This window comes from Rathayibacter sp. AY1F2, from assembly GCF_002930885.1.
Classification (GTDB): Bacteria; Actinomycetota; Actinomycetes; order Actinomycetales; family Microbacteriaceae; genus Rathayibacter.
The window spans coordinates 107,728-129,533 of sequence record NZ_PSVG01000006.1; the positions used below are offsets into that span (position 1 = coordinate 107,728).

Below are 21,806 nucleotides of genomic sequence, written 5' to 3' on the forward strand. Positions count from 1 at the left end.
CGCCGCGCCCCCTCGACCTTTGAGAGAGCACCATGGACTGGCTCGACACCCTCACTCAGACCTTCCTCGACTTCGACGCGATGGCCGCGGTCTTCCCGCAGCTGCTCGGCACCGGCCTCGTCAACACGCTCGTGATCTCGCTCGCGGCGACGGTCATCGGCATCGTGCTCGGGATGATCCTCGCCGTCATGGGGATCTCCACCTCCCGGTGGCTGCGCATTCCCGCCCGGATCTACACCGACGTGTTCCGCGGCCTCCCCGCGATCCTCACCATCCTGCTGATCGGCCAGGGCTTCGCCCGCTTCAGCCAGCAGATCTTCGGCCCCTCGCCCTACCCCCTCGGCATCCTCGCGCTCAGCCTGATCGCGAGCGCCTACATCGGCGAGATCTTCCGCGCCGGCATCCAGAGCGTCGACCGCGGACAGCTCGAGGCCTGCCGCGCCCTCGGCCTCAGCTACGGGAAGGCGATGCGGCTGGTCGTGGTGCCGCAGGGCATCCGCCGCGTCCTGCCCGCCCTCGTCAACCAGTCGATCGCGATCGTGAAGGACTCGAGCCTCGTCTACTTCCTCGGCCTCCTCGTGAGCGAGCGGGAGCTGTTCCGCGTCGGCCAGGACGCCGCCGTCCTCACCGGCAACCTGTCCCCGCTGGTGATGGCGGGCCTGTTCTACCTCGTGATCACCGTTCCGCTGACCCACCTCGTCAACTACTTCGACAACCGCTTCCGCACCGGCCGCCGCAGGGCCACCCCGCCGAAGAGCGGTCTCGACGAGGTCGCCGAGGTCTCGCCCACCCCTCTCACCCTCGGGAGCAACACGTGACCTACACCTCGCCCATCCCCCTGGCCGACGGCCACGTCTACGAGGGGTCGCGCCTCGAGCTCGCGGACCTCACGATGGCCTACGGCGACATCGAGGTCCTCCGCGGAGTGAGCCTGACGGTCGAGCCGGGCACGACCACCTGCGTCATCGGGCCCTCCGGCTCGGGCAAGTCGACGATGCTCCGCGGCATCAACCGCCTGCACGAGCCGAAGAGCGGCGACGTGCGGACCGCCGGCGAGAGCGCCCTCGCGGTGAAGCCCGACGTCCTCCGCCGCCGGATCGGCCTGGTCTTCCAGCACTTCAACCTCTTCCCCGACCACACCGCGCTCGAGAACGTCGCGCTGGCGTTGCGCAACGTGAAGCGGATGTCGAAGGCGGAGTCGCTGCGCGTCGCCCACGAGCGCCTCGAGGAGGTCGGACTCGCGGAGCGCACCGACCACCGGCCGCGCGACCTCTCGGGCGGCCAGCAGCAGCGCGTCGCCATCGCCCGGGCCCTCGCCATGGCGCCCGAGGTGATGCTCTTCGACGAGGTCACGAGCGCGCTCGACCCCGAGCTGGTCAAGGGCGTCCTGAACCTCCTGGCCGCGCTCGGGCAGCGCGGGATGACGATGCTCGTGGTCACGCACGAGATGAAGTTCGCCCGCAAGGTCGCCGATCAGGTCGTCTTCATGGACGAGGGCCGGGTCGTCGAGGTCGGCACCCCGGAGCAGATCTTCGACGCACCGCGCAGCGCCCGCCTGCAGCGCTTCCTCTCGGAGGTGCTGTGAGCGCCCGGGAGCCGCTGCGCACCGGCGTGATCGGGTTCGGCACCTCCGGCCGCGTGTTCCACGGTCCGCTCCTCGCCACGTCTCCGCGGTACTCGGTGGAGGCCGTCGTCACCGCCGATCCCGAGCGGGCCGCCGAGGCCCGCCGCCTGCACCGGGGCGCCGAGGTGCTGCCCGACGCGGAGTCCCTGTTCGAGCGCGGCCTCGACCTCGTCGTCATCGGCTCGCCGCCCGGCACCCACGTCGACCTCGCTACCCGGGCGGTCGACGCCGGAGTCGCGGTCGTCGTCGACAAGCCCCTGGCCGCCACCGCCGCGGAGGCGCGGGCGCTCGTCGACCACGCCCGCGCCCAGGGGGTCGTGCTGACGGTCTTCCAGAACCGCCGCTGGGACGGCGACTTCCTCACCCTGCGCGCTCTCCTCGACGAGGGCGCCCTGGGCGTGGTGCGCCGGTTCGAGTCCCGCTTCGAGTGGTTCAAGCCGGTCGAGACGAAGACGTGGAAGGCCCGCTCGACAGCGGCCGACGGCGGCGGGATCCTCCTCGACCTCGGCACCCACCTCCTCGACCAGGCGCTCCTCCTCTTCGGCGAGGTCGACCACGTGCACGCGGAACTCGCGACGCGGCGGGACGGCGGAGGAGCCGAGGACGACGCGTTCGTCTCGCTCGAGCACCGGAGCGGAGTGGTCTCGCACCTGTGGATGAACGCGGTGGCGCCGCTGGTCGGGCCGCGCTTCCACGTCCTCGGCTCCGAGGCCGGCTTCACCTCCTCGGGCCTCGACCCGCAGGAGGGTGCCCTCAAGGCGGGGGGCCTCCCCACCGACGAGGGCTTCGGCGCGGCCTCGAGCCCGGCCCTGCTCGGGCGCGACGGGTCGGCTCGGCCGCACCCCCTCCTGGCCGGCCGCTACAGCGACTTCTACTCCCGCCTCGCCGACACCCTGCTCGACGGCGCGCCCCTGCCGGTCGATCCCGACGACGCGGTGCGCGTCCTCGAGCTGATCGACCGGATCCGCGCCGCCGCATCGCGCTGACGGCGCCCCCTTTCTCCACTCATCGAACAGGAAGCACAGCCATGCCCAGAACCACCGCCTCCGCTCCCGCCGTCGTCGTGATCGGTGCCGGAGTGCTCGGAGTCTCGACCGCGGCGCAGCTCGCCCGGCGCGGCGCGACGGTCACCCTCGTGACCGAGACGACCGTCTCCTCCGGCGCCAGCGGCCGCTCGCTCTCGTGGCTCAACTCGGCCGGGATCCGCAGCGACGAGTACCACGCGCTCCGCGTCGCCGGGATCGACCGCTACCGGACGCTCCTCGCCCGCAACCCCGACGCCGCGCGGTTCCTGCGCTTCGACGGCGGCCTGACCTGGGCCAAGCCCGGCCGGTCCCACCGCGAGCGCTCCGCCCACGAGAAGGCGGTCGGCTACGACTCCGAGTGGCTCTCCCCCGACGAGATCGCCGAGTGGACCCCAGGGGTCGACCCCTCCTCCGTCGCCGAGGAGGGCGCCATCTTCAACCCCGGAGAGGGCTGGGTCGACCTCCCGCTCCTCACCGCCCACCTGCTCCAGGCCTTCCAGGAGGCGGGCGGCGTGCTGATCGAGAACGCCGGACGCACGACGGTCGTCGTCGAGGGCGGTCGAGCCGTCGGAGCCGAGACCGCCTCCGGCGACCGGATCCCCGCCGACGAGGTCGTCCTCGCCACGGGACCCTGGGTGCCGCGCGAGCTCGCGGAGCTCGGTATCCACCTCCCCGAGCAGACGCCGATCTCGCTGCTCGTGACGACGAAGCCGATCGAGGTCGAGCTGCGGGCCGTGCTCAACACCCCCCGCGTCGCCGTGCGGCCCACCCCGCACGGGACCCTCGTCCTCGACTCCGGATGGTCGGAGCGCGAGGTCGTCGTCGACCCCGACGGCACCTGGCACGTGCGCGACGAGACCGTCGCCACTCTCCTCGAGGAGGCGTCGGCCGTGCTCGCGGGCAACCCGCGGCTCGAGCTCGACTCGTTCGGGGCCGGCCCGAAGCCGATCCCGGGCGACGGCGAGCCGGTGCTCGGAGCCGTCGAGGAGATCCCCGGTCTGCATGCCGTCTTCACTCACAGCGGCGCGACGCTCGGGCTCATCGTCGGGGAGCTGATCGCCCTCGAGATCCTCTCCGGCGAGCCGAGCCCACTGCTGCGGCCGTTCCGCTCGTCGCGGTTCAGCGCGGTGACGGCCTGATGCGCCCGCTCCCGCTCGCCGATCCCCGGATCGTGGCCGTCGGCGACAACGTCGTCGACTGCTACACCGCGGACGGCGTGATGTACCCCGGCGGCAACTGCGTGAACGTGTCGGTCTACGCCGCTCGCGAGGGTGTCCCGACCGCCTACATCGGCGCCGTGTCCGACGACGCCGCCGGCCGCCTCCTCCGCTCCTCCCTCGCCGCCGAGGGCGTCGACGTGTCGCGCCTGCGCCAGGAGGAGGGCTGGACCGCCTACTGCCGGATCGGCCTGATCGACGGAGACCGCGTCTTCCTCGACTCGGGGAAGGGCGTCTCGCTCTTCACCCCCTCGGCCGACGACCTCGACACGATCACGGGCTTCGACGCTCTGCACGTCGGCGCCTCGAGCTTCCTCGACGAGCACCTCGGCGCGTTCGCCGAGCGGACGCGCGTGTCGTACGACTTCTCCTCCGAGTTCGACCGGGCGTCCGTCGCCGAGGTCGCGGAGCACTGCTTCCTCGCCTCGTTCTCGGGAGGAGGCCGGAGCGACGACGAGATCGAGGATCTGCTCGCCGGCGCCCTCGATGCCGGCGCCTCCTGGGCCCTCGTCACCCGCGGCGAGCGCGGAGCCGTGCTCTCCGACGGAGTCCACCGGGCCGTCAGCACCCCGGTCGCCACTCGCGTCGTGGACACGCTCGGCGCCGGCGACTCGTTCATCGCGCGCACGCTCATCGGGCTGCTGCGCGGCGAGGAGCTGGACGACCTCATGGCCGCAGCCTCGATCTCGGCCGCGTTCACCTGCACCGAGCACGGCGCCTTCGGCTACGGAGCGCCGATCGAGATCACCGAGGAGGCCGGCCCGCCCGCGGCCGCCGCCCTCGACCACCAGACCCACCCCCTCGCAGAAGGAGAACTCCGATGACCGACGGCACCTACCTCGGACCGGGCCCCGTCGCCCCCGTCCCCGACGACATCGCCCCCTCGATGGAGCACGCTCTGTCGCTGTGGAGCCGGATCGACGACCACGTCGCCTCCCTCCCCGCGGTCGACCGCGTCTTCCTGGTCGGCGCGGGCGGCTCGCTGATGGGCGTCCAGGCCGCTCAGTACCTGCTCGACACGGCCGCGATCACGCCCGCCGCCTCCTACAACTCGGACGAGTTCTTCTTCCGCGCGCCCGCCTCGGTCGGCCCCGGCGCCCTCGTCGTCGTGCTCTCGGGCACCGGCGAGACCCCCGAGACCGTGCGGGCCGGCGAGTGGGCGCAGGAGCGCGGCGCCGCCGTGGTCGGAGTGACCCTCAAGCAGGAGGGACCGCTCGCGCTCGCCCTCGACACCGCCTTCGTCGCGCAGACCGGTCAGGGCACGCAGCTCGTGCTGCAGCTGCTCGCGCTCGCGGTCCTGCGCCGCGACGGGGTGGACGTGACGGATCGGCTCGAGGCGCTGCGCGCCCTGCCGTCCGCAATGGTCGCCACGGTCGCCGCCTTCGAGCCGAGGGCCGAGGAGCTGGCCGCCGCGATGAAGGACGTCCCTGTGACCTACCTCGTCACCTCCGGGTCGCTCATGGGCCCCGGTCAGACCTTCACCACCTGCTACCTGCAGGAGATGCAGTGGATGCACGCCGCGACGATCAACGCGGACGAGTTCTTCCAGGGCCCCTTCGAGGTCTTCGACGGCGAGACGCAGAGCCTCGTCTTCCTCGCCGAGGACGCGACGCGGCCGATGGGCGAGCGCGCCCGGAGCTTCCTCGACCAGTACAGCGGGACGACCCACTACGTCGACTCCCGCGACCTCGAGCTGCCCGGCATCGCGGCGCCCCAGCGCGCCTTCGTCGCACCGCTCGTGTACTCGACGCTGGTCTCCCGGCTCGCCGCCCACTGGGCCGCGGTCCGGGGCTACGCGCTGGAGGGGCGCCGCTACATGTGGCAGTTCGCCTACTGAGCAGCACCGGGACCGGGAGGCGGGGGCGACTGCGGTCGCCCCCGCGCCCCGCCCTCCGCTCACCCCGCGACGGTCAGCGACACCTCGACCGCCACGTCCTCCGGCCCCTCCCCCAGCACCGTCTGCCGCACCTCGACCCCGTCGAGCCGCAGGCCGCGGTCTCCGGCGGCGTCGAAGAGCGCGACGATCGCCGGATGCAGGGTCCCCTCGGGCAGTTCCTCCCCGTCGCGGGGGCGCCAGGTGGCGACCAGCTCGGTGCGCGCCGGGAGGATCGCGGCGAGATCGGCGAGGTCGCCCTCCGCCTCCGCCGACGTCGGCCAGCAGCAGACGAGCTCCGCCGAACCCGGCTCGCCCGCCCGGAGCGCCGTCCAGAAACGTCCCGTCGGCCCGAGCCCTGCCGCGTGCACTCGGGTGGCGAGCGCGCCGAAGATCTCGTTCGCCTCGTCGTCGCCCGGCCCGTCGGCCTCGTCCAGCGCGATCGTGAGGACCTGGCCGACGTACGGCTGCGCCGGCATCGTCCGCTCGGCGACCTCGACCGGCACGGCGAGCGCCCGCAGCGCCACCTCGGCGGCCTCGAACGCCCGGTCCTCCTGCTCCCGCTCCGCGAGCACGCGCTCCCGATGCGCCCGCAGCGCCTCCGCCGCGGTGCCGGCTCGAGTCGCCGACGCGACCTCGGGCAGGGGCACCCCCGCGCTCCGGAGGGCGCTGATCACGACTCCGGCCCGGACCTGCGTGTCGGCGTACCGGCGGTACGACGACCGCTCGTCGACCTCCGCCGGGACCAGCACGCCCTTCTCGTCGTAGTGCCGGAGCGCCTTCACGCTCAGACCCGTGATGCCTGCGTACTCCCCGATGCCCACCATGCCTCCAGCATCCCGTCTCCCCCGGCGGGAGGGTCAACGGGCGGGGGTGCCGACGCGGGACGGACAGCAGCGGAGCGGGCAGCAGCGGAGCGACCGGAGCCGGGCGGGCGGCAACGTGTCCGGCGCCGGCGGAGCCGACACGGCCTCACGCCGACGCTTCAGCTCTCGCGCTTCAGCCCGCCCGCCTCACCGCGAGCTCACCAGCCCTCGGGCCCCGCGCTCCCTGCCTCGTACTCGTCCAGCGGAGCGTCGCCCGCGGCCCAGGCGGAGAGCACCGGAGTGATGATGCGCCAGCACTGCTCGGCCACGTCGCCCGGGACCGAGAGCAGGGTGTCGCCCTGCAGGATCCCGGCGAGGACCTGCGCGTAGGGGTCGAGCGTGGCCGCGCCGGGCTGCGCCGTCAGGGTGGTGCGCTCGAGATCGGTCAGCTCGTCGGCGCTGTTCACGACCAGGTCGAGGCTGACGTCGCCGCCCTTGAGACCGATCCGGAGGACCGACCCGGCGTCGCCCTCGGCCGCCTGCAGGCCGCGCGGGGGCGTGGCGGCGCGGAAGTGGATCGCCACCTCTCGGCGCGGGTCGCCTATCGCCTTGCCGGAGCGGAGGACGAAGGGGACGCCCGCCCAGCGCGGGGTGTCGACCTGGAGCAGCAGCTGCGCGAGGGTCTCGGTGCCGGTCTCGGGGTCGACGTCGGGCTCGTCGACGTAGGAGGGGAAGAAGCGGCCGTCGACGCGGCCCTCGGTGTAGCGGGCGCGGCGGGCGGAGGAGGGGTCGTCGCGCCAGAGCCGCACGGCGCCGAGCACCTCGGCCATGCGCGCGTGGACCTCGTCGGGCGCGACCTCGTCGGGGCGCTCCATCGTGGTCAGCGCGAGCACCATCAGGAGGTGGCTCTGCAGCATGTCGCGCAGCGCGCCGGTCTTCTCGTAGAAGGCCGCGCGGCCCTCGATGCCGAGCGTCTCGTCGTAGACGATCTCGACCTTCTCGATCCACTCGGCGCTCCAGCTCGCCTCGAGCATGCTGTTGCCGAAGCGCAGGCCCAGCATCCCCAGCACGGTCGCGTTGCCGAGGAAGTGGTCGATGCGCCAGAGGCGGCTCTCGGGGAGGACCTTCGAGAACGCCGCGTTGAGGGCGATCGCGTCGTCGAGGTCCTCGCCGAACGGCTTCTCGATGGCGACGACCAGCTCCTCGGGGAGGTCGAGCTCGGCGAGCGAGGCGGCGACCTTGTGCCCCATCGCCGGCGGCAGGGCGACGTAGAGCACCGGAGTCGACGGGCAGGCGTCGAGGAGGGCCTTCAGCTGCTCCGGGTCGGAGGCGTCGGTGGCGACGAAGCGCGCCCGTGACGCGAGGGCCTCGACCGTGTGCGCGGCGACTCCGGCCGCCTCGAGGCTGCGGCGGACGAGGCCCTGCCACTCCTCGTCGGTCTGGGGCGTGCGCGCCGCGCCGATCAGCGTGAGCTCGAGGTCGCGCGCGAGCTCGGCCACCCGGCCCAGGCCCGGCAGCAGCAGCCGCTCGGTGAGGTCGCCGCCCGCTCCGAGGATCGCGATGCTCCGCCGCTCGCTCCCCAGCGCCGCGGCCTCGGGGATTCCGATCTGCTCCGTCATGGTGTCTCCCTCGTAGCCGTCGTGAGTCAGCCGCCACAGTACGCGCCGGGCCCTGGCGCGAGGCCGGGAGCCGGGAGGGGTTGAGGAAGCGGGCGCGGAGTGGCAGGGCGGCGCGGTCGGGAGCGAGAGAGCTGGACAACCTCCGCTGAGACGCGGCCTGCCGTGTCGGGGCAGGGACCCCCCTTCTCAGCCGACGTCGGGCCGCGACCCACGACGCACGGCCCGCCGCAGCCGTCCCGCACAGCACGTGATCCCCCTCCAGTGCTCGTCCGGCGGTACCCTGCCCGCATGCGCCTGCGCCAGGTCGTCCTCGACACGGAGGACGCCCGCGCCCTCTCCGCCTTCTACCTCGCCCTGCTCGGCGGCGAGTACCGGCCCGGCGACGAGCCGCCCGCGGACGGCTCGGACGACGGGGCGGAGTGGGTCGCGATCGTCACCGCCGACGGCGCGAAGCTCACGTTCCAGCGGGTGGCCGCCCTGCCGCGCGCGACCTGGCCGGAGGGGCCCGTCCCGCAGCAGGTGCACCTCGACTTCATGGTCGCGGACGCCGACGAGCTCGACCGGCAGAAGACCCGGGCGCTCGCTCTCGGCGCCGAGCTGATCGAGGACAGGAGCGAGGACCCGGAGGAGGCGCTCCACGTCCTCGCCGATCCGGCCGGCCACCCGTTCTGCGTCTTCGTCGCGCCCGACTACCCGGCGGAATAGGGGCGCGCGGCTTCAGCGAGTCGCACGCGTCGGATCACATGCCGGTGATCGTGACCGTCGTCGTCGCGGCGATCACCGCGGCTCCCGTGACGCTCGCGGCGGTTCCCGCGAGGACGGCGGCGGCCGCCGGCCCTGCCCAGTGCTGCGCCGCGAGCGACCGGATCGCCTGCCGGTCCGGGATGCCGGGCCTCGGCGAGAGCGCTCCGGCCGCGTCGAGCAGGCCGATGAGCGCCGCGTCCGACGGAAGGGGCGCCGTCCGAGCCGCGAGGACCTCGGCGACCCGGATCCGCAGCCGCTCGTCCTCCGCCGGCTCCACGGCGGCGACCCGCTCGAGGAGGGCGGCATGCAGCTCCCTCCGCGTGAGGCGGGCGATCCACCAGGAGACGCTGCGCGGTGCTCGCTCCGCTTCGATCCACCCGAGGGCCCCGTCGAGCACGGCGTCCCCGAGCGCGGACCGCTCCGGCCCGAGGGCGACGACTCCGGCGTCCACCTCGACGCGCCGCTGGAGGGAGAGCTCCGCGAGGACGGAGGCGGCCAGGACGGTGTCGAGAGCGCCCGACGAAGCCGCGGGCCGCCCGTCGCTCCGCCGCAGCAGGAGGAGGAGAGCGACGGGGAGGGGCGGCTGCCCGGCTCCGGGGGGCGCAGCTGCCGGCGGGGTGGTGGGAGCGGGCTGTTCCGAGGAGTTCCGTGTCGAGTCGTCCATCCCTCGAGCCTGACACCGACCCCTCGAGACCGCATCCGCCGGGCGACGGGTCCTCCGTCGTCCCACCGATCGACCGGCCGGACACGCCCGAGAGCCCACGTCGCGCCCCGAAGCGGACAGCCCCCCGGCCCGTCCGGCGTCAGACCACCCCCGCCGCCGTCCCCGACACGATCAGGTCGGCGCGGTCGCGAGTGGCCTCGATCAGCAGCGCGTTCCGCCCGTCGACCTCGGAGGCCCAGGCGGAGGCCGCCTCGGGGGCGCGGCCGAAGGAGACGTGGCGGTCGACCAAGCGCTCGAAGCGCTCGGTCTCGGGAGTCGCGCAGAACCAGGCCTCGTCGAACTCGGCGCGCAGCAGCGCCCACGGGCCCTCGTCGACGAGGAGGTAGTTGCCCTCCAGCACGACGAGCGACGCGGAGGGGTGCACGGCCAGCGCGCCGGCCACTCCCTCGTCGACGGTGCGCTCGAAGGTGGGCGCGTAGACGACGTGGTCGGTCTCGGCGCGCAGCCTCCGCACCAGGGCGAGGAAGCCCCAGCCGTCGAACGTGTCGAGGGCGCCCTTGCGGTCGTGGCGGCCGAGCTCGTCGAGCGTGGCGTTGGCGAGGTGGAAGCCGTCCATCGGCACGAAGGCGGCGGTCCCCTCCCCCGCGAGCTCGTTCGCGCGGGCGACCACGGCCCGGGCGAGCGTGGTCTTGCCTGCCCCGGGGCTGCCGGCGATCGCCACGATCGCGCGGCGGCCCGGCGAGGTCAGCGCGAGCGCGCGCCCGGCCAGCTCGTCGAGGCCCGGCCGCGCCGCGTCGGGCGCGACCTCGGTCTCAGGCCTCGCCACGGCTGCTCTCCAGCGCGTTCACCAGGAAGCCGTGGGCGTGGCGGGCGAGCGCGGGGCCGTCGTTCCAGAGGTTCCGCCACACGGCGAGGTCGTTCGAGAGGGTCGGCGAGACGACGGCCGACGAGAACGACTCGAAGGTGATGGGTCCGCGGTAGTCGATCGCGGCGAGGGCGTGGAAGAACGTCGTGAAGTCGAGGTGGCCGCTGCCGAGGTAGCCGCGGTGGTTCTCGCCGATGTGGACATACCCGAGACGATCCCCGACGAGCAGCACCGGGCGGAAGAAGTCGTCCTCCTCGATGTTCATGTGGTACGTGTCCAGGTGGATCAGGACGTTGTCGGCGCCGATGTCGTCGGCGAGGCGCAGGGCGTCCGCGGCGGTGTTGATGACGTTGGTCTCGTAGCGGTTGCAGATCTCGAGGCCGAGGGTCATGCCCTTCGTCGCGGCCTCCGCGGCGAGGTCGGTCAGCACCGAGACGACGTTCGCGCGGCCCGCGGCCGAGAGGGGCGCGCTGTACTTCCCGAGCGCGCTGTAGAGGGCGCCGGTGAAGTGGGTGCCGCCGAGCGCGTGGGTGGTCTCGAGGGAGTCGGCGAGCAGCTTCGCGCCGCGGGCCACCACCTCCGGGTCGTCGCTGGAGACGTCGGCCGAGAAGGCGAGGCCGCGCGAGCAGACGATGCCGAGGTCGTTCGCCTCGAGTGCGGCGCGGGCGGAGGCGGTGTCGAGGTTCTGCACGTCGTGCAGCGAGAGCTCCAGCAGGTCGAATCCGGCCGCCTTGGTCTGCTCGATCGTCGCGGTCACTTCGTCGGGGGTGGTGCCGCCGGCGAAGACGAGGGCGTGCACTCCGAGAGGGTTCGTGGTCATGGTGGTGCTCCTTGGTTCGAGAGGTTCAGGGGCGGCGTCGGGCCGCGGGGTCGGTGTCGAGCAGGTCCGCGAGGAACGCGTGGCCGGAGGTCGCGAGGGCGACGGGGTCGTGCCAGAGCTCGCGCCAGAGGCCCATGCCCTCGGCCGAGGCCGGGGGCTGGACGGCGGGCGAGAAGCTCTCGAGGGTCAGCGGTCCGCGGTAGCCGGAGTCGGCGAGCGCCGCCGCGAGCCCGGTCCAGTCGGTGCTCCCGGTGCCCAGCTCTCCGCGGTGGTTCTCGGAGGCGTGGAGGTAGCCGAGCAGGTCGCCGGCGTCGCGGACGGCGCTCGCGAGGTCGACCTCCTCGAGGTGGGCGTGGAACGTGTCGAGATGCAGGAGCACGTTCGGCGCGTCGAGCTCGCGGAGGAACGCGGCGGTCTGGGCGGCCGTGTTCAGCAGGCTGCTCTCGTAGCGGTTCACGTACTCCGCTCCGACGACGACGCCGGCGGGAGCGGCGGCCGCGGCGACCCTCCGCAGCACGTCGAGCGAGCGCGAGCGGGCAGCCGCGTCGGCCGCGTGCTCGTACTTGCGCATGGCCGAGTAGGTGACTCCGCCGACGTACCGCGCGCCGATCGCCTCGGCGAACCGCACGGCCGCCAGGAGCCGCTCCTCGCCGCGGCCGGCCGTGGCCTGGTCGGTGATGTCGGAGTCGGCGTCCAGCGCGAGCGAGACGACCGCGTCGATCCCGTGCTCGTCGAGCAGGTCGGCGGTCCACGCGGAGGCGTCGGGGTCGGCGGGAGCCGGGATCTCGATCAGGTCGAAGCCGATCGAGGCGGCGGCGCCGATCGCGCGGCGCCCCGACTCCGGCGTCCAGTCGCCGACGAGCAGGCCCGCGTGGACCCCGATCGGCGACGAGCGCTCCGTGCTCCCGCGGTGCAGGAACTCGGGGTGCATCAGGCGGCCTTCGCGCCCGTGATCAGCGAGACGAGCTCGTCGCCGCTGGTCTCGGCGGTGCGGCGGCCGGCGACGGCGAGGCCCGCGCGCATCACCCACACCTGGTCGCTCAGGCGCATCACCTGGTCGAAGTTGTGGCTGATCAGCAGCACGGCCACTCCGGCGTCGCGCAGCTTGAGGATGATCTTCTCGACGCGTGCCGTCTCCTGAACGCCGAGCGCCGCGGTCGGCTCGTCCATGATCACGATCTTGCTGCCCCAGCCCGCGGCCCGGGCGATCGCGACCGCCTGGCGCTGGCCGCCCGAGAGGCGGCGGACCTTGCTGGTGACCGGCGGGACGTTCACGGCGAGGTCGCCGAGCAGCTCCTGGGCCGTCTTCTTCATCTGCGTCCGGTCGAGGAATCGCACCCCGGGCACGCCCTTGGTGAGCTCCCGGCCGAGGAAGAAGTTCTGCCACACGGTCAGGTCCTCGACCAGGGCGAGGGTCTGGTGCACCGTCTCGATGCCGCCGTCCCGGGCGCCGAGCGGAGTGGTGAAGTGCACCACGTCGCCGTCGAGGGTGATGGTGCCGGAGTCGGCGGGGTGCACTCCGGAGAGGCAGCGGACGAGGGTGGACTTGCCCGCGCCGTTGTCGCCGATCAGGGCGGTGATCTCGCCGCGGCGCATCGACATCGACGCTCCCTTGAGAGCGTGGACGCCGCCGAAGGACTTCTTGATGTCCCGCGCTTCGAGCAGGATGTCGCTGGTCATGGCTGGGCTCACTTCTTCTGGTAGCGGGTGATGAGGGCGGCGAGCACGACCACCAGGCCGACGGCGAGGGGCTGGTAGAACTGCGAGACGCCGAGCAGGGTCAGGCCGTTGGTCAGCGCGGTCAGGAGGAACGCTCCGATGATCGGGCCGACGATCTTGGCCTTGCCGCCGGTGAGGCTCACTCCGCCGAGCACGACGGCCGCGATGGAGTTGAGCAGGTACTGCGTGTTGATGGCCGGCTCCGCGGCGCCGACGCGGGCGACGAGGAGGAGCGAGCCGACTCCGGCGAGGACGGCGGCGATGATGTACACCGCGATGCGCACGCGTCCTGCCTTGATGCCGTTGGCGACCGCGCTCTCCTCGTTGCCGCCGACCGCCTGCACGTGCAGGCCGAAGCGGGTGCGGAACATGACGACCCAGGCGACGACTCCGATGACCGCGGCCAGGATGATCGGGTAGCCGATGATCCCGATCGAGCCGGTGGTGAGGCGGAGCAGCTCGGGGCTGCCGACCGTGATCGGCTTGCCGTCGGAGACGATCAGCGCGAGGCCGGTCGCCACCGAGAGCGTGCCCAGTGTCGCGATGAAGTCGGTGACCTTGCCCTTCGCGATCAGGAAGCCGTTGATCACTCCGATCAGCCCCGCGAAGAGCAGGGCCGCGAGCGCCGAGAGCCAGAAGCCCCAGCCGGCGCTCCAGCCGATGCCGAAGCCGACCGCTCCGACGGTCATCGTCGCCGAGATCGAGAGGTCGATGCCGCCGGTGGTGATGACGAAGGACTGGCCGATCGAGAGGATGACCAGGATCGCGGCGGCGACGAGCATCGCCTTGATGTTGCCGAGGCTGAGGAACGTCGGCGTCGCGATCGAGAACACGATCACCAGGGCGACGAGCCCGATCGGTGCGGCGTTCTCGGCCCAGAAGCTGAGCTGACGGAGGTTCGCCAGCAGCGGGGAGGCGCTGGCCGGGGGTCGGGCGGTGACTGAGGTCATGGTCGCTTCCTGGGTTGCCATGGGCGGGAGGTCCTACTTGCTGGGGACGAGCGCGGCGAGCGGGTTGTCGAACTCCTCGAACGGCTGGGGGAAGGCGCCGAGGGCCTGCTCCGCGGTCTCGGAGGTCACGAGCGCGGTGGGCGACTCGATCTCGGCGGGGATCTCCTCGCCGGCGCCGACGGCCTCGCACGCCTGCACGCCGAGCTGGCCGATCGCGTAGGGGTACTGGGCGACGGTGGCGGTGAGGCCGCCGTCCTTCACCGACTGCAGCGCGTCCTCGTTGCCGTCGACGCTGACCACCTGGACGGAGCCGGTGAGGCCCGCGTTCTCGACGGCCTTGACGATGCCGAGGCCCATGTCGTCGTTCGCGGCGAAGAACGCCTTCACGTCGGGGTTCGCGGCGAGGATGTCGGTCGCCTTGGTCAGCGCGACCTCGCGCTTCCAGTCGGCCGCGGCCTCCTGGACGACGGTGAGGTCGGAGCCGATCGCGGCGGTGAAGCCGTCGACGCGGGCGGCGCTGGTGACGTCTCCCGAGACTCCGCCGATGACGGCGACCTCGGAGCCGGCGGGCAGCTGCTGCAGGAGGAAGTCGCCGGCCTTGCCGCCCGCGGCCTCGTTGTCGGTGCCGATGTAGGTGGTGACGTCGAGGTTCGCGGCCTCGACCGCGTCGGGGTCGAGCGGGCTGTCGATGTTGACGATCGTCTTGCCGGTGGCGGAGGCGAGGGCCTGCACCAGGTTCGTGCCGCTGATCGGGTTGACGATCAGGCAGCCGAAGTCCTGGCCGGCGACCGTGGTGAGCTTGTCGGCCTGGCCGGTGGTGTCGCCGATGTCGGCGGCGGCCTGCACCGAGACGTCCACGGAGTCGTCCTTCGCGGTGTCCTCGATGCCGTTCTCCATCGCCTGGAAGAAGGGGTTGTCGAGGCCCTTGATGACCGCGGCGACCTTGGTCGATCCGGAGCCGCCGGCGGCCGTGTCGCCACCCGAGGCGCAGCCGGTGAGGAGGAGTGCGAGGGCGCCGACCGGTGCGAGAACCGGGAGGAGGCGGCGTGCTGTGCGGTTCATCGTCATCCTTGAGGATCAGTGGCACCACTGCGTGCCGGTGTGTGAAAACTACCCGGGCTTTCGCGTTACCGCAATACGAAAGTCGGGGAACTTCAGGTTTCCCGTCGGCAGGCATGTACGCTGACCGTGACAAGAGGGGGAGCGATGACGGGGTACTCCACCGGCGAGGCCGGTTCGCACGTGGCCGACGTCCTCGCGCTGTTCCGCGAGCAGGGCGAGGTCTCGCGCAACGCGGTGATGGAGCAGACGGGGCTCTCCCGCTCCACCGTCAACCAGCGCCTCGCGACCCTCGTGGAGCTCGGCCTGATCGCCCCCACCACCGGCGGCGAGTCGACCGGCGGGCGCCCCTCGAGCATGTTCGCGATGAACCTGGTCGGCACGGTGTTCCTCACCGCCGACATCGGGGCGAGCGGATTCGTCGCCGCCGCCTGCGACCTGCGCGGCACCCCCCTCCGGCACGAGAGCGGCGTCGTCGACGTCTGGGAGGGACCGGACGCCGTGCTCTCGCTGGTGATCGCCGCGTTCGAGCGGCTGCAGCAGGGCGACGCGGTCGCCGGCATCGGCGTCGGAGTCCCGGGGCCGGTCGAGTTCGCCGCCGGGCGCGTGCGCAACCCGCCGATCATGACCGGCTGGGACGACTTCGACATCGCCGGCTACTTCGCCGAGCCGTACGAGGGCGTGCAGGTAGTCATCGAGAACGACGCGAACGCCCGCGCCCTCGCCGAGTCGCGCCACCACGGCTCCGACAACCTGATCAGCCTGAAGCTCGGCACCGGCATCGGCTCGGGCCTCGTCTTCAACGGAGCGACGATCCGCGGAGCCGTCGGCGCGGCCGGCGACATCGGCCACACCCGCGCGGTCACGGGCACGGTCGACGCGGATCCGCTGCCCTGCCGCTGCGGCAACGCCGGCTGCGTGGAGGCGTATGCGAGCGGCTGGGCCCTCGTCCGCGACCTCTCGGCCGACGACCCCTCGATCAAGCACGTCGCCGACGTCACGGCCCGCGTGCTCCGCGGCGACATGCGCGCCACCCAGGCGGTGCGCCAGGCCGGCCGCGTCCTCGGCGAGGCGGTCGCCGACCTCGTCAACATCCTCAACCCGCGGACCATCGTGATCTCGGGCCAGCTCGGCGACTGCGGCGAGGTGCTGATGTCGGGCCTGCGCGAGCGCGTCTACCTGCGCACCCACCCGCTCGCCACGCGGCACCTGACCATCCACACGTCGGACCTGGGCGAGCTGGCCGGCGTGATCGGCCTCGCCCTGACGACCGCCGACCAGGTCTTCAGCCGCGAGCGCTTCGACCGCGAGGCGAGCGCCGAGAGCCCCCGCGCGGCGGCCGCCGCGAGCTGAGCGGGAGCGGGTTCAGTGACGCAGGGTCGCGGTGATCCGGCAGAGCACCTGGACGTGGGACGGGGCCTCGGGGTTCACCTTCTCGGCGACCGCCTCGACCTCCCATCCGGACGCCACGAGCGCGGCGACCTCACCGCACAGCCAGTCCGGCACCCATCCGATCCGCTCGCCGGACACCGAGGCCACCTCGTAGGCCTCCGGGTTGCGGAGGTTCGAGGCGTCGGGCACGAGGACCAGCCCGTCGCCCTGCTCGAGAGGCAGCACCGGAAGCGGGAGCTCGGCCCGATGGCGGACTCCCGACACGAAGAAACGACTGATGAGGGTCTGCGCGGTGCGGAGAGGCTTCTCCACGACATGGAAGGTGTCGGTCGCTCGCGCCGCGCCGGTCCGGACCATGATCTCGACGGGCAGGTCGGGGGACGCCGCCTCGAGACCGAGCCACCCCAGGTACTCCTCGTACGAGCCGCGCTCGGACGACATCACCCTGTTGGCGAAGAACGGCGGAAGGGCCGAGCTCCGGTACTCCGCGTCCACACGGGGGAACTCCGCGAGCGGGAAGAAGTCCTCGTCGGCGACAGCCGCCGGCTCGTACCGGAAGAGGAAGCCGTCGACCCCGACGGACAGCACCGCCGCGCGGAGGAACCGGCGAGTACGAGGGTTCTGCCAGACGAGCAGCAGCTCGCGGACACCAGGGGTCGGACGCGGCGCCGGTCGATCAACGAGGAGAGTCATCGAGGATCCTCCTCCGTGTCGCTGCCAGCAGTCCTTCCGTGAAACTAGCGCACGTCTCCGACATCAGGGTCGGAGGAACCGCCGCGAGGACCTCGCGGACCGCAGAGGGATCGACCGCTCGGAGCCGAGCAGGCCAGAACGCCTGCGCCTCCGGAGAGGCCGCCGCGAGGGCCTCCGCTGCGAGGTCGACCAGCAGCGGTCTCCCGGCGAAATGGTGACTCCTTCCTCTCCGCACCCACCGGTCGAAGAGAGCCTCATCGGCGAGGCAGGCGGCGCGCTTCTCCTCGGTCTCCTGGAACCCGAGGGCGTTGCCGTGATCGAACGAGGGCGAGAGGGTCCGATGACCGCGTCCGGCGATGACGGCCCAGTTCTCGTCGTGTCGATCCCGTCCAGCTACCCAGGCATCGAACAGCAGGTAGCCCGCCCACACGTCGAAACCGCTCAGTCCGGCGACGGCGTCGAAGCCTGCAGGAGCGTCGACGCCGTCGAGAGCACGTCTCACCGCATCGACGGTGTAGCGGTCGTTGGGCCGCCTCCGAGCGTGGTCGTAGTGGCGATCGGAGTGGCGCAGCAGGCTGTTCCCGATCTCGAGGCTCTGGATCTGCTCGCGCTCGATGACGTTCCTCGACATGATTCCGCGCCGACCGCCCACCGTCGCAGGTCGGATCTCCGCGCACGGGACGTCGAGCATCCGCGCGAGATGGAACGACACCCACTCCGCCCAGTCCTCACCGCGGGTCTCGTCTCCTCGCTGGCGGGCGAACTTGAAGAGCCACAGATCGCCGTCGGCGACGAGCCAGAACTTCTCCTTCGTCCCCATCGGCTCGTCCGACCACCCCTCGTCGAAGGCGCGCTCGATGGTCGTCGACTCCCACTTCGGCTGCATCCGGTCACGGTAGCCCGCGTGCTGCCGGCCGCGGCGGTCCTGTCGCGTCTCGCGGCCGCGACCCCCTCCGCCCCGCGCACTGTTACGCCCGGCGACGAAGGGTTACGCCGGGCGACGCGGGCCGGGACGGGCGGGCCCGCGGTGCTCCATCATCGTGTCCGGGACGACGCGGAGAGGCCGCGGCCGCCCGACCCGTCCGAAGGAACGCGATGATCCGGCTCGAGCAGCTCAGCAAGTCGTACGGTCCGGCGACCGTGCTCGACCGCCTCGACTTCTCGGTCGCGACCGGCGAGATCTTCGCCGTCGTCGGCCCGAGCGGTGCGGGCAAGAGCACGCTCGCCGCCTGCGTGAACCTCCTCGAGCGGCCCACCTCGGGCACGGTCGTCGTCAACGGGGAGGCGCTCTCGCAGCTCTCGGAGGAGCGGCTGCGCGTCGCCCGCCGCCGCATCGGCACCGTCTTCCAGTCCGACGGACTCTTCAGCCGCCGCACGGCCGAGCAGAACGTGGCCCTGCCGTTGGAGTACCTCGGCGTCACCGCCGCCGAGACGAAGCACCGCGTCGCGGAGCTGCTCGAGCGCGTCGGCCTCTCGGACCGCGCCCGCTACTACCCGCACCAGCTCTCCGGTGGTCAGCGCCAGCGCGTCGGCATCGCCCGCGCGCTCGCCCTCCGCCCCTCGGTGCTGCTCTCCGACGAGGCGACCTCGGGCCTCGACCCCGCCTCGACCACCGCGATCACCACGCTCCTGAAGGAGCTGCGCGACGACCTGGGCCTCTCGATCCTCTTCATCACCCACGAGATGGAGACGGTGCGCCAGGTGGCCGACTCCGTCGCCCGCCTCGACCACGGCCGCATCGTGGAGTCGGGGCGCCTCGTCGACCTGCTGCGCGACCCCGCGTCCCCGCTCGGCCTCGCCCTCAACCCGGTGCGCCCCTCCGTCGCGCCCGGCCCGGGTCTGGGCGAATGGGTAGTGGGCTACTCCCGCTCCGGAGTGCCGACCGACTGGGTCACCCGGCTCGCGGAGGCGGTCGGCCCCGTCTCGCTGCTCGGCGCGGCGATCGAGACGGTGGACGGGCAGGCGGTCGGCCACGCGACGATCGGGCTCGGCCCGGTCGACGAGGCGCGGCTCACCCGTGCGGCGGCCGAGCTCGGCCTGTCGGTCCGGCCCGCCGGCGTGCGCGTCCTCGCCGAGGAGGTGGCGGCATGATCCTCCACCTCGACAACAAGGTCCCGCTCGAGCAGATCCCCGCGCTGGTGCTGCCGGCGCTCGGCGAGACGCTGATCATGGTCGGCATCGTCATGGCGATCGTGGTGCTGGTCGGCGTGCCGCTGGGCGCTCTCGTGCACAACCTCGCTCCGGGCGGGCTGGCCGAGAACCGGGCCGCGCACCAGGTGCTCAGCGCCGTGATTAGCGTCGGCCGCTCGCTGCCGTTCCTCATCCTGATGGCGTCGATCATGCCGTTCACGCGCCTGATCACCGGCACCAACATCGGGATCGCGGCCGCCGTCGTGCCGATGTCGATCGCGGGGATCGCCTTCTTCACCCGGATCGTCGAGAACGCGCTGCGCAGCGTGCCGCTCTCGCTCACCCGCGTCGCCCGCGCCTCCGGAGCGTCGCGGCTGCAGGTGGTGCGGACCGCCCAGCTGAGCGAGGCGGTGCCGCAGATCATCGGCGGCCTGACGATCAACACGATCGCGATGATCGAGTACTCGGCGATCGCCGGCACGATCGGCGCCGGCGGCATCGGCTACGTCGCGGTGACCTACGGCTACCAGCGCTTCGACACCACCGTCATGCTCGCCACCATCGTGATCCTGGTCGCCACCGTCGCGACCGTGCAGCTCACCGGCGACGCCCTCGTCCGCGCGACCACGCCCGGCGCCTCCCGCTCGCGGCGAGCGCCGCGGGTCGCGGCCGCCGTCTAGAACCACCACTCCTCCTCCTGCGCCCTCGGGCGCCCCTCCCGCGCGCCCGCGCACCCCCTCTTCGAAAGGCACCGCCATGTCCACTCCCGACGACCTCGGATTCGATCTCAAGAAGAAGCGCCGCTGGCCCTGGATCGCCGGAGCGGCCGTCGTCGTGGTCGGCGTCGCCTCCGCGATCGCCGTCCCGCTCCTCTCCCCCGCCGTCTCGGCCAACGAGCAGGAGGGAGCGACGCTCTACGTCGCGACCGCCGAGGGCAATGCCTCCGAGCAGGCCCTGGTCGACTTCGTCGCGAAGGAGGTGGCGCCGCGCTACGGCATCACCGTCGCCTTCAAGGGGCTCTCGGACAGCAACACCATCAACCGCGCGGTGAGCGAGGGCGAGGTCGCGGCCACGGTCTACCAGCACAAGCTCTGGCTGGGACAGGTGCTCGAGGCCAACCCCGACTTCGAGGAGGAGGCGGCCACCCCCGTCTTCCGCTGGGGCTTCGGGCTCTGGAGCGACAAGTACTCCGACGTCTCCCAGATCCCCGACGGCGGCACGGTCTCGCTCTACTCCGATCCCGCCAACGAGGCGCAGGGCCTCTGGCTGCTGCAGAACGCCGGCCTGATCACGCTGAAGCCGGGCACGGAGCCGGGCACCGCGACCCAGGACGACATCGCCGAGAACCCGAAGAACCTGCAGTTCACCCTGCTCGACTTCGCCGCCCAGTCGCGCGCGCTGCCGGACCTCGACGCAGCCGTCGGCTACACCGAGTACTACCTCGCCGCCGGCATCCCGATCGAGCAGCAGATCTTCGCCCCGCAGGCCCCCGACGACTTCGCCGGGCAGCTCACCATCGGCTCGAAGTACCGCGACACCGAGAACGTGAAGAAGCTCGTCCAGGCCTTCCAGGATCCGGCCGTGCAGGAGTTCCTCGCCACGGACGAGACGGTGAAGGGGATCCTGCTGCCGATCGACGGCTGAGCAGGGCCGGAGCGACGGGGTCGCCTGAGGAGTCGCGCGCGGCTTCTCGGGCGACTCGGCGTCTGCGGACGTAGCGTGGGCTCATGAACACGTTCACTCTCCACAACGGTGTCGAGATCCCCGCCCTCGGACTCGGCGTCTTCCAGACTCCGCCCGACGAGACCCGCGCCGCCGTCGCCGCCGCGCTCGACGCGGGGTACCGGCACATCGACACGGCGGCGGCCTACGGCAACGAGCGCGAGGTGGGCGAGGCGATCGCCGGCCGCGACGACGTCTTCCTCGAGACGAAGGTGTGGATCAGCGACTACGGCTACGACGAGACGCTGCACGCCTTCGACAAGAGCGCGGGCAAGCTCGGCGTCGAGCGGATCGACCTGCTGATCCTGCACCAGGCCCTGCCCGAGGCCTTCGACCGCACCCTCGACGCCTACCGGGCGCTCGAACGGCTGCTCGCCGACGGGAGGGTGCGGGCGATCGGCGTGAGCAACTTCATGGTCGAGCACCTCACCCGCCTGCTCGCCGAGACCGACGTCGTCCCCGCGGTGAACCAGCTCGAGGTGCACCCGTACTTCCAGCAGCGGCGGGTCGAGCGGTTCGGCTGCGAGAACGACATCCTCACCCAGGCCTGGTCGCCGATCGGCGGCATCACCGCCTACCGCGACTCCCCGCGCCGCAGCTTCGACGACCCGGTGCTCCTCGAGCTCGGCGCCAAGTACGGGAAGACGGCCGCGCAGGTGATGCTGCGCTGGCACCTGCAGGAGGGCCGCCAGGTCATCCCGAAGTCGACCCGCCCCGAGCGCATCGCCGAGAACATCGACGTGTTCGACTTCGCGCTCTCCGGCTCGGAGCTCGCCCGGATCGACGCCCTCGAGGCCGGCGTGCGCGGCGGACCGGAGCCCGAGGCCGTGACGCTGGAGGCGTACGGCCGCGACATCCCCGAGGCGTGAGGACGGCGCCCGCGA

At 72.5% G+C, this 21,806-nt stretch carries 23 protein-coding genes; 12 read left to right on the top strand and 11 right to left on the bottom strand.

Annotation, left to right across the window (positions count from 1 at the left end; translation table 11 throughout):
• Positions 1–32 precede the first annotated feature (32 nt).
• From C5C54_RS06935 to C5C54_RS06960, 6 genes are read left to right on the top strand one after another with little or no spacing between them, the layout of a single operon-like run.
• On the top strand, positions 33–818 hold the full coding sequence (locus C5C54_RS06935) for an amino acid ABC transporter permease (protein WP_104288032.1): 786 nt from the start codon (positions 33–35) through the stop codon (positions 816–818).
• On the top strand, positions 815–1,585 hold the full coding sequence (locus C5C54_RS06940) for an amino acid ABC transporter ATP-binding protein (protein ID WP_104288033.1): 771 nt from the start codon (positions 815–817) through the stop codon (positions 1,583–1,585). The genes C5C54_RS06935 and C5C54_RS06940 overlap by 4 nt, the downstream gene beginning before the upstream one ends.
• Positions 1,582–2,610, top strand: coding sequence for a Gfo/Idh/MocA family oxidoreductase (locus tag C5C54_RS06945; RefSeq protein ID WP_104288034.1), 1,029 nt, complete (start codon positions 1,582–1,584; stop codon positions 2,608–2,610). Before C5C54_RS06940 ends, C5C54_RS06945 begins: the two co-directional genes overlap by 4 nt.
• A 41-nt stretch (positions 2,611–2,651) precedes the next feature.
• Positions 2,652–3,788 (top strand): FAD-binding oxidoreductase, encoded by a 1,137-nt coding sequence (locus tag C5C54_RS06950; protein WP_104288035.1) that lies wholly within the window; start codon positions 2,652–2,654, stop codon positions 3,786–3,788.
• Positions 3,788–4,690, top strand: a complete 903-nt coding sequence (locus C5C54_RS06955; RefSeq protein WP_104288036.1) for a PfkB family carbohydrate kinase — start codon at positions 3,788–3,790, stop codon at positions 4,688–4,690. Before C5C54_RS06950 ends, C5C54_RS06955 begins: the two co-directional genes overlap by 1 nt.
• On the top strand, positions 4,687–5,703 hold the full coding sequence (locus C5C54_RS06960) for an SIS domain-containing protein (RefSeq protein WP_104288037.1): 1,017 nt from the start codon (positions 4,687–4,689) through the stop codon (positions 5,701–5,703). Before C5C54_RS06955 ends, C5C54_RS06960 begins: the two co-directional genes overlap by 4 nt.
• Positions 5,704–5,762: 59 nt before the next feature.
• Here the strand turns inward: C5C54_RS06960 and C5C54_RS06965 are convergent, their stop codons facing one another.
• On the bottom strand, positions 5,763–6,566 hold the full coding sequence (locus C5C54_RS06965) for a MerR family transcriptional regulator (protein WP_104288038.1): 804 nt from the start codon (positions 6,564–6,566) through the stop codon (positions 5,763–5,765).
• Positions 6,567–6,763: 197 nt separating this feature from the next.
• Positions 6,764–8,164, bottom strand: coding sequence for a glucose-6-phosphate dehydrogenase (locus C5C54_RS06970; RefSeq protein WP_104288039.1), 1,401 nt, complete (start codon positions 8,162–8,164; stop codon positions 6,764–6,766).
• Between the two features lie 288 nt (positions 8,165–8,452).
• Here C5C54_RS06970 and C5C54_RS06975 point away from each other — a divergent pair, with 288 nt between their 5' ends.
• A complete protein-coding gene (locus C5C54_RS06975; RefSeq protein WP_104288057.1) occupies positions 8,453–8,869 on the top strand; it encodes a VOC family protein in 417 nt (138 codons plus the stop codon).
• Between the two features lie 34 nt (positions 8,870–8,903).
• Here C5C54_RS06975 and C5C54_RS06980 read toward each other — a convergent pair whose 3' ends face one another.
• The 7 genes from C5C54_RS06980 to C5C54_RS07010 all read right to left on the bottom strand — a co-directional run bounded on the left by C5C54_RS06980 (position 8,904) and on the right by C5C54_RS07010 (position 14,988).
• Entirely contained in the window at positions 8,904–9,572 is a 669-nt protein-coding gene (locus C5C54_RS06980; protein ID WP_104288040.1) for a GPP34 family phosphoprotein, read from the bottom strand.
• A 139-nt stretch (positions 9,573–9,711) separates the two neighbouring features.
• A complete protein-coding gene (locus C5C54_RS06985; protein WP_104288041.1) occupies positions 9,712–10,398 on the bottom strand; it encodes a nucleoside/nucleotide kinase family protein in 687 nt (228 codons plus the stop codon).
• Positions 10,385–11,257, bottom strand: coding sequence for a sugar phosphate isomerase/epimerase (locus tag C5C54_RS06990; RefSeq protein WP_104222717.1), 873 nt, complete (start codon positions 11,255–11,257; stop codon positions 10,385–10,387). Before C5C54_RS06990 ends, C5C54_RS06985 begins: the two co-directional genes overlap by 14 nt.
• Positions 11,258–11,282: 25 nt before the next feature.
• Positions 11,283–12,188, bottom strand: coding sequence for a sugar phosphate isomerase/epimerase (locus C5C54_RS06995; RefSeq protein ID WP_104247041.1), 906 nt, complete (start codon positions 12,186–12,188; stop codon positions 11,283–11,285).
• The gene (locus C5C54_RS07000; RefSeq protein WP_104222715.1) at positions 12,188–12,937 is read right to left on the bottom strand and encodes an ATP-binding cassette domain-containing protein; all 750 of its coding nucleotides are present in this window, start codon (positions 12,935–12,937) and stop codon (positions 12,188–12,190) included. The genes C5C54_RS06995 and C5C54_RS07000 overlap by 1 nt, the downstream gene beginning before the upstream one ends.
• Positions 12,938–12,945: 8 nt before the next feature.
• Positions 12,946–13,926: an ABC transporter permease gene (locus C5C54_RS07005; RefSeq protein ID WP_104222714.1), complete on the bottom strand. Its 981-nt coding sequence runs from the start codon at positions 13,924–13,926 to the stop codon at positions 12,946–12,948.
• 33 nt (positions 13,927–13,959) lie between these two features.
• Positions 13,960–14,988: a substrate-binding domain-containing protein gene (locus C5C54_RS07010; protein WP_104222713.1), complete on the bottom strand. Its 1,029-nt coding sequence runs from the start codon at positions 14,986–14,988 to the stop codon at positions 13,960–13,962.
• A gap of 144 nt (positions 14,989–15,132) precedes the next feature.
• Between C5C54_RS07010 and C5C54_RS07015 the strand changes: the two genes are divergently transcribed.
• The gene (locus C5C54_RS07015) at positions 15,133–16,338 is read left to right on the top strand and encodes an ROK family transcriptional regulator (RefSeq protein ID WP_104225808.1); all 1,206 of its coding nucleotides are present in this window, start codon (positions 15,133–15,135) and stop codon (positions 16,336–16,338) included.
• A gap of 12 nt (positions 16,339–16,350) precedes the next feature.
• Here C5C54_RS07015 and C5C54_RS07020 read toward each other — a convergent pair whose 3' ends face one another.
• Positions 16,351–17,070, bottom strand: coding sequence for a hypothetical protein (locus C5C54_RS07020; protein WP_146078800.1), 720 nt, complete (start codon positions 17,068–17,070; stop codon positions 16,351–16,353).
• The gene (locus C5C54_RS07025; protein ID WP_104222710.1) at positions 17,054–17,956 is read right to left on the bottom strand and encodes a hypothetical protein; all 903 of its coding nucleotides are present in this window, start codon (positions 17,954–17,956) and stop codon (positions 17,054–17,056) included. Before C5C54_RS07025 ends, C5C54_RS07020 begins: the two co-directional genes overlap by 17 nt.
• A 209-nt stretch (positions 17,957–18,165) precedes the next feature.
• Between C5C54_RS07025 and C5C54_RS07030 the strand changes: the two genes are divergently transcribed.
• The 4 genes from C5C54_RS07030 (at position 18,166) to C5C54_RS07045 (ending at position 21,791) form a co-directional block, all read left to right on the top strand.
• Complete coding sequence (locus tag C5C54_RS07030) at positions 18,166–19,161, top strand: methionine ABC transporter ATP-binding protein (RefSeq protein ID WP_104262564.1); 996 nt, start codon at positions 18,166–18,168, stop codon at positions 19,159–19,161.
• Entirely contained in the window at positions 19,158–19,880 is a 723-nt protein-coding gene (locus C5C54_RS07035; RefSeq protein ID WP_104222708.1) for a methionine ABC transporter permease, read from the top strand. The genes C5C54_RS07030 and C5C54_RS07035 overlap by 4 nt, the downstream gene beginning before the upstream one ends.
• Positions 19,881–19,956: 76 nt before the next feature.
• Entirely contained in the window at positions 19,957–20,844 is an 888-nt protein-coding gene (locus C5C54_RS07040) for a MetQ/NlpA family ABC transporter substrate-binding protein (protein WP_104257783.1), read from the top strand.
• A gap of 83 nt (positions 20,845–20,927) precedes the next feature.
• Complete coding sequence (locus C5C54_RS07045) at positions 20,928–21,791, top strand: aldo/keto reductase (RefSeq protein WP_104222706.1); 864 nt, start codon at positions 20,928–20,930, stop codon at positions 21,789–21,791.
• Positions 21,792–21,806 lie beyond the last annotated feature (15 nt).

What these genes read in the sequence shown, in the direction of transcription:
- C5C54_RS07040 (WP_104257783.1), top strand. Translation starts at nt 19,957, where the DNA reads ATGTCCACTCCCGACGACCTCGGATTCGATCTCAAGAAGAAGCGCCGC.
- C5C54_RS06970 (WP_104288039.1), bottom strand. Translation starts at nt 8,164, where the DNA reads ATGACGGAGCAGATCGGAATCCCCGAGGCCGCGGCGCTGGGGAGCGAG.
- C5C54_RS06950 (WP_104288035.1), top strand. Translation starts at nt 2,652, where the DNA reads ATGCCCAGAACCACCGCCTCCGCTCCCGCCGTCGTCGTGATCGGTGCC.
- C5C54_RS07000 (WP_104222715.1), bottom strand. Translation starts at nt 12,937, where the DNA reads ATGACCAGCGACATCCTGCTCGAAGCGCGGGACATCAAGAAGTCCTTC.
- C5C54_RS06990 (WP_104222717.1), bottom strand. Translation starts at nt 11,257, where the DNA reads ATGACCACGAACCCTCTCGGAGTGCACGCCCTCGTCTTCGCCGGCGGC.
- C5C54_RS06980 (WP_104288040.1), bottom strand. Translation starts at nt 9,572, where the DNA reads ATGGACGACTCGACACGGAACTCCTCGGAACAGCCCGCTCCCACCACC.
- C5C54_RS07020 (WP_146078800.1), bottom strand. Translation starts at nt 17,070, where the DNA reads ATGACTCTCCTCGTTGATCGACCGGCGCCGCGTCCGACCCCTGGTGTC.
- C5C54_RS07025 (WP_104222710.1), bottom strand. Translation starts at nt 17,956, where the DNA reads ATGCAGCCGAAGTGGGAGTCGACGACCATCGAGCGCGCCTTCGACGAG.
- C5C54_RS06955 (WP_104288036.1), top strand. Translation starts at nt 3,788, where the DNA reads ATGCGCCCGCTCCCGCTCGCCGATCCCCGGATCGTGGCCGTCGGCGAC.
- C5C54_RS07045 (WP_104222706.1), top strand. Translation starts at nt 20,928, where the DNA reads ATGAACACGTTCACTCTCCACAACGGTGTCGAGATCCCCGCCCTCGGA.
- C5C54_RS06995 (WP_104247041.1), bottom strand. Translation starts at nt 12,188, where the DNA reads ATGCACCCCGAGTTCCTGCACCGCGGGAGCACGGAGCGCTCGTCGCCG.
- C5C54_RS07010 (WP_104222713.1), bottom strand. Translation starts at nt 14,988, where the DNA reads ATGAACCGCACAGCACGCCGCCTCCTCCCGGTTCTCGCACCGGTCGGC.
- C5C54_RS07015 (WP_104225808.1), top strand. Translation starts at nt 15,133, where the DNA reads ATGACGGGGTACTCCACCGGCGAGGCCGGTTCGCACGTGGCCGACGTC.
- C5C54_RS06960 (WP_104288037.1), top strand. Translation starts at nt 4,687, where the DNA reads ATGACCGACGGCACCTACCTCGGACCGGGCCCCGTCGCCCCCGTCCCC.
- C5C54_RS07035 (WP_104222708.1), top strand. Translation starts at nt 19,158, where the DNA reads ATGATCCTCCACCTCGACAACAAGGTCCCGCTCGAGCAGATCCCCGCG.
- C5C54_RS06935 (WP_104288032.1), top strand. Translation starts at nt 33, where the DNA reads ATGGACTGGCTCGACACCCTCACTCAGACCTTCCTCGACTTCGACGCG.
- C5C54_RS07005 (WP_104222714.1), bottom strand. Translation starts at nt 13,926, where the DNA reads ATGACCTCAGTCACCGCCCGACCCCCGGCCAGCGCCTCCCCGCTGCTG.
- C5C54_RS06975 (WP_104288057.1), top strand. Translation starts at nt 8,453, where the DNA reads ATGCGCCTGCGCCAGGTCGTCCTCGACACGGAGGACGCCCGCGCCCTC.
- C5C54_RS07030 (WP_104262564.1), top strand. Translation starts at nt 18,166, where the DNA reads ATGATCCGGCTCGAGCAGCTCAGCAAGTCGTACGGTCCGGCGACCGTG.
- C5C54_RS06965 (WP_104288038.1), bottom strand. Translation starts at nt 6,566, where the DNA reads ATGGTGGGCATCGGGGAGTACGCAGGCATCACGGGTCTGAGCGTGAAG.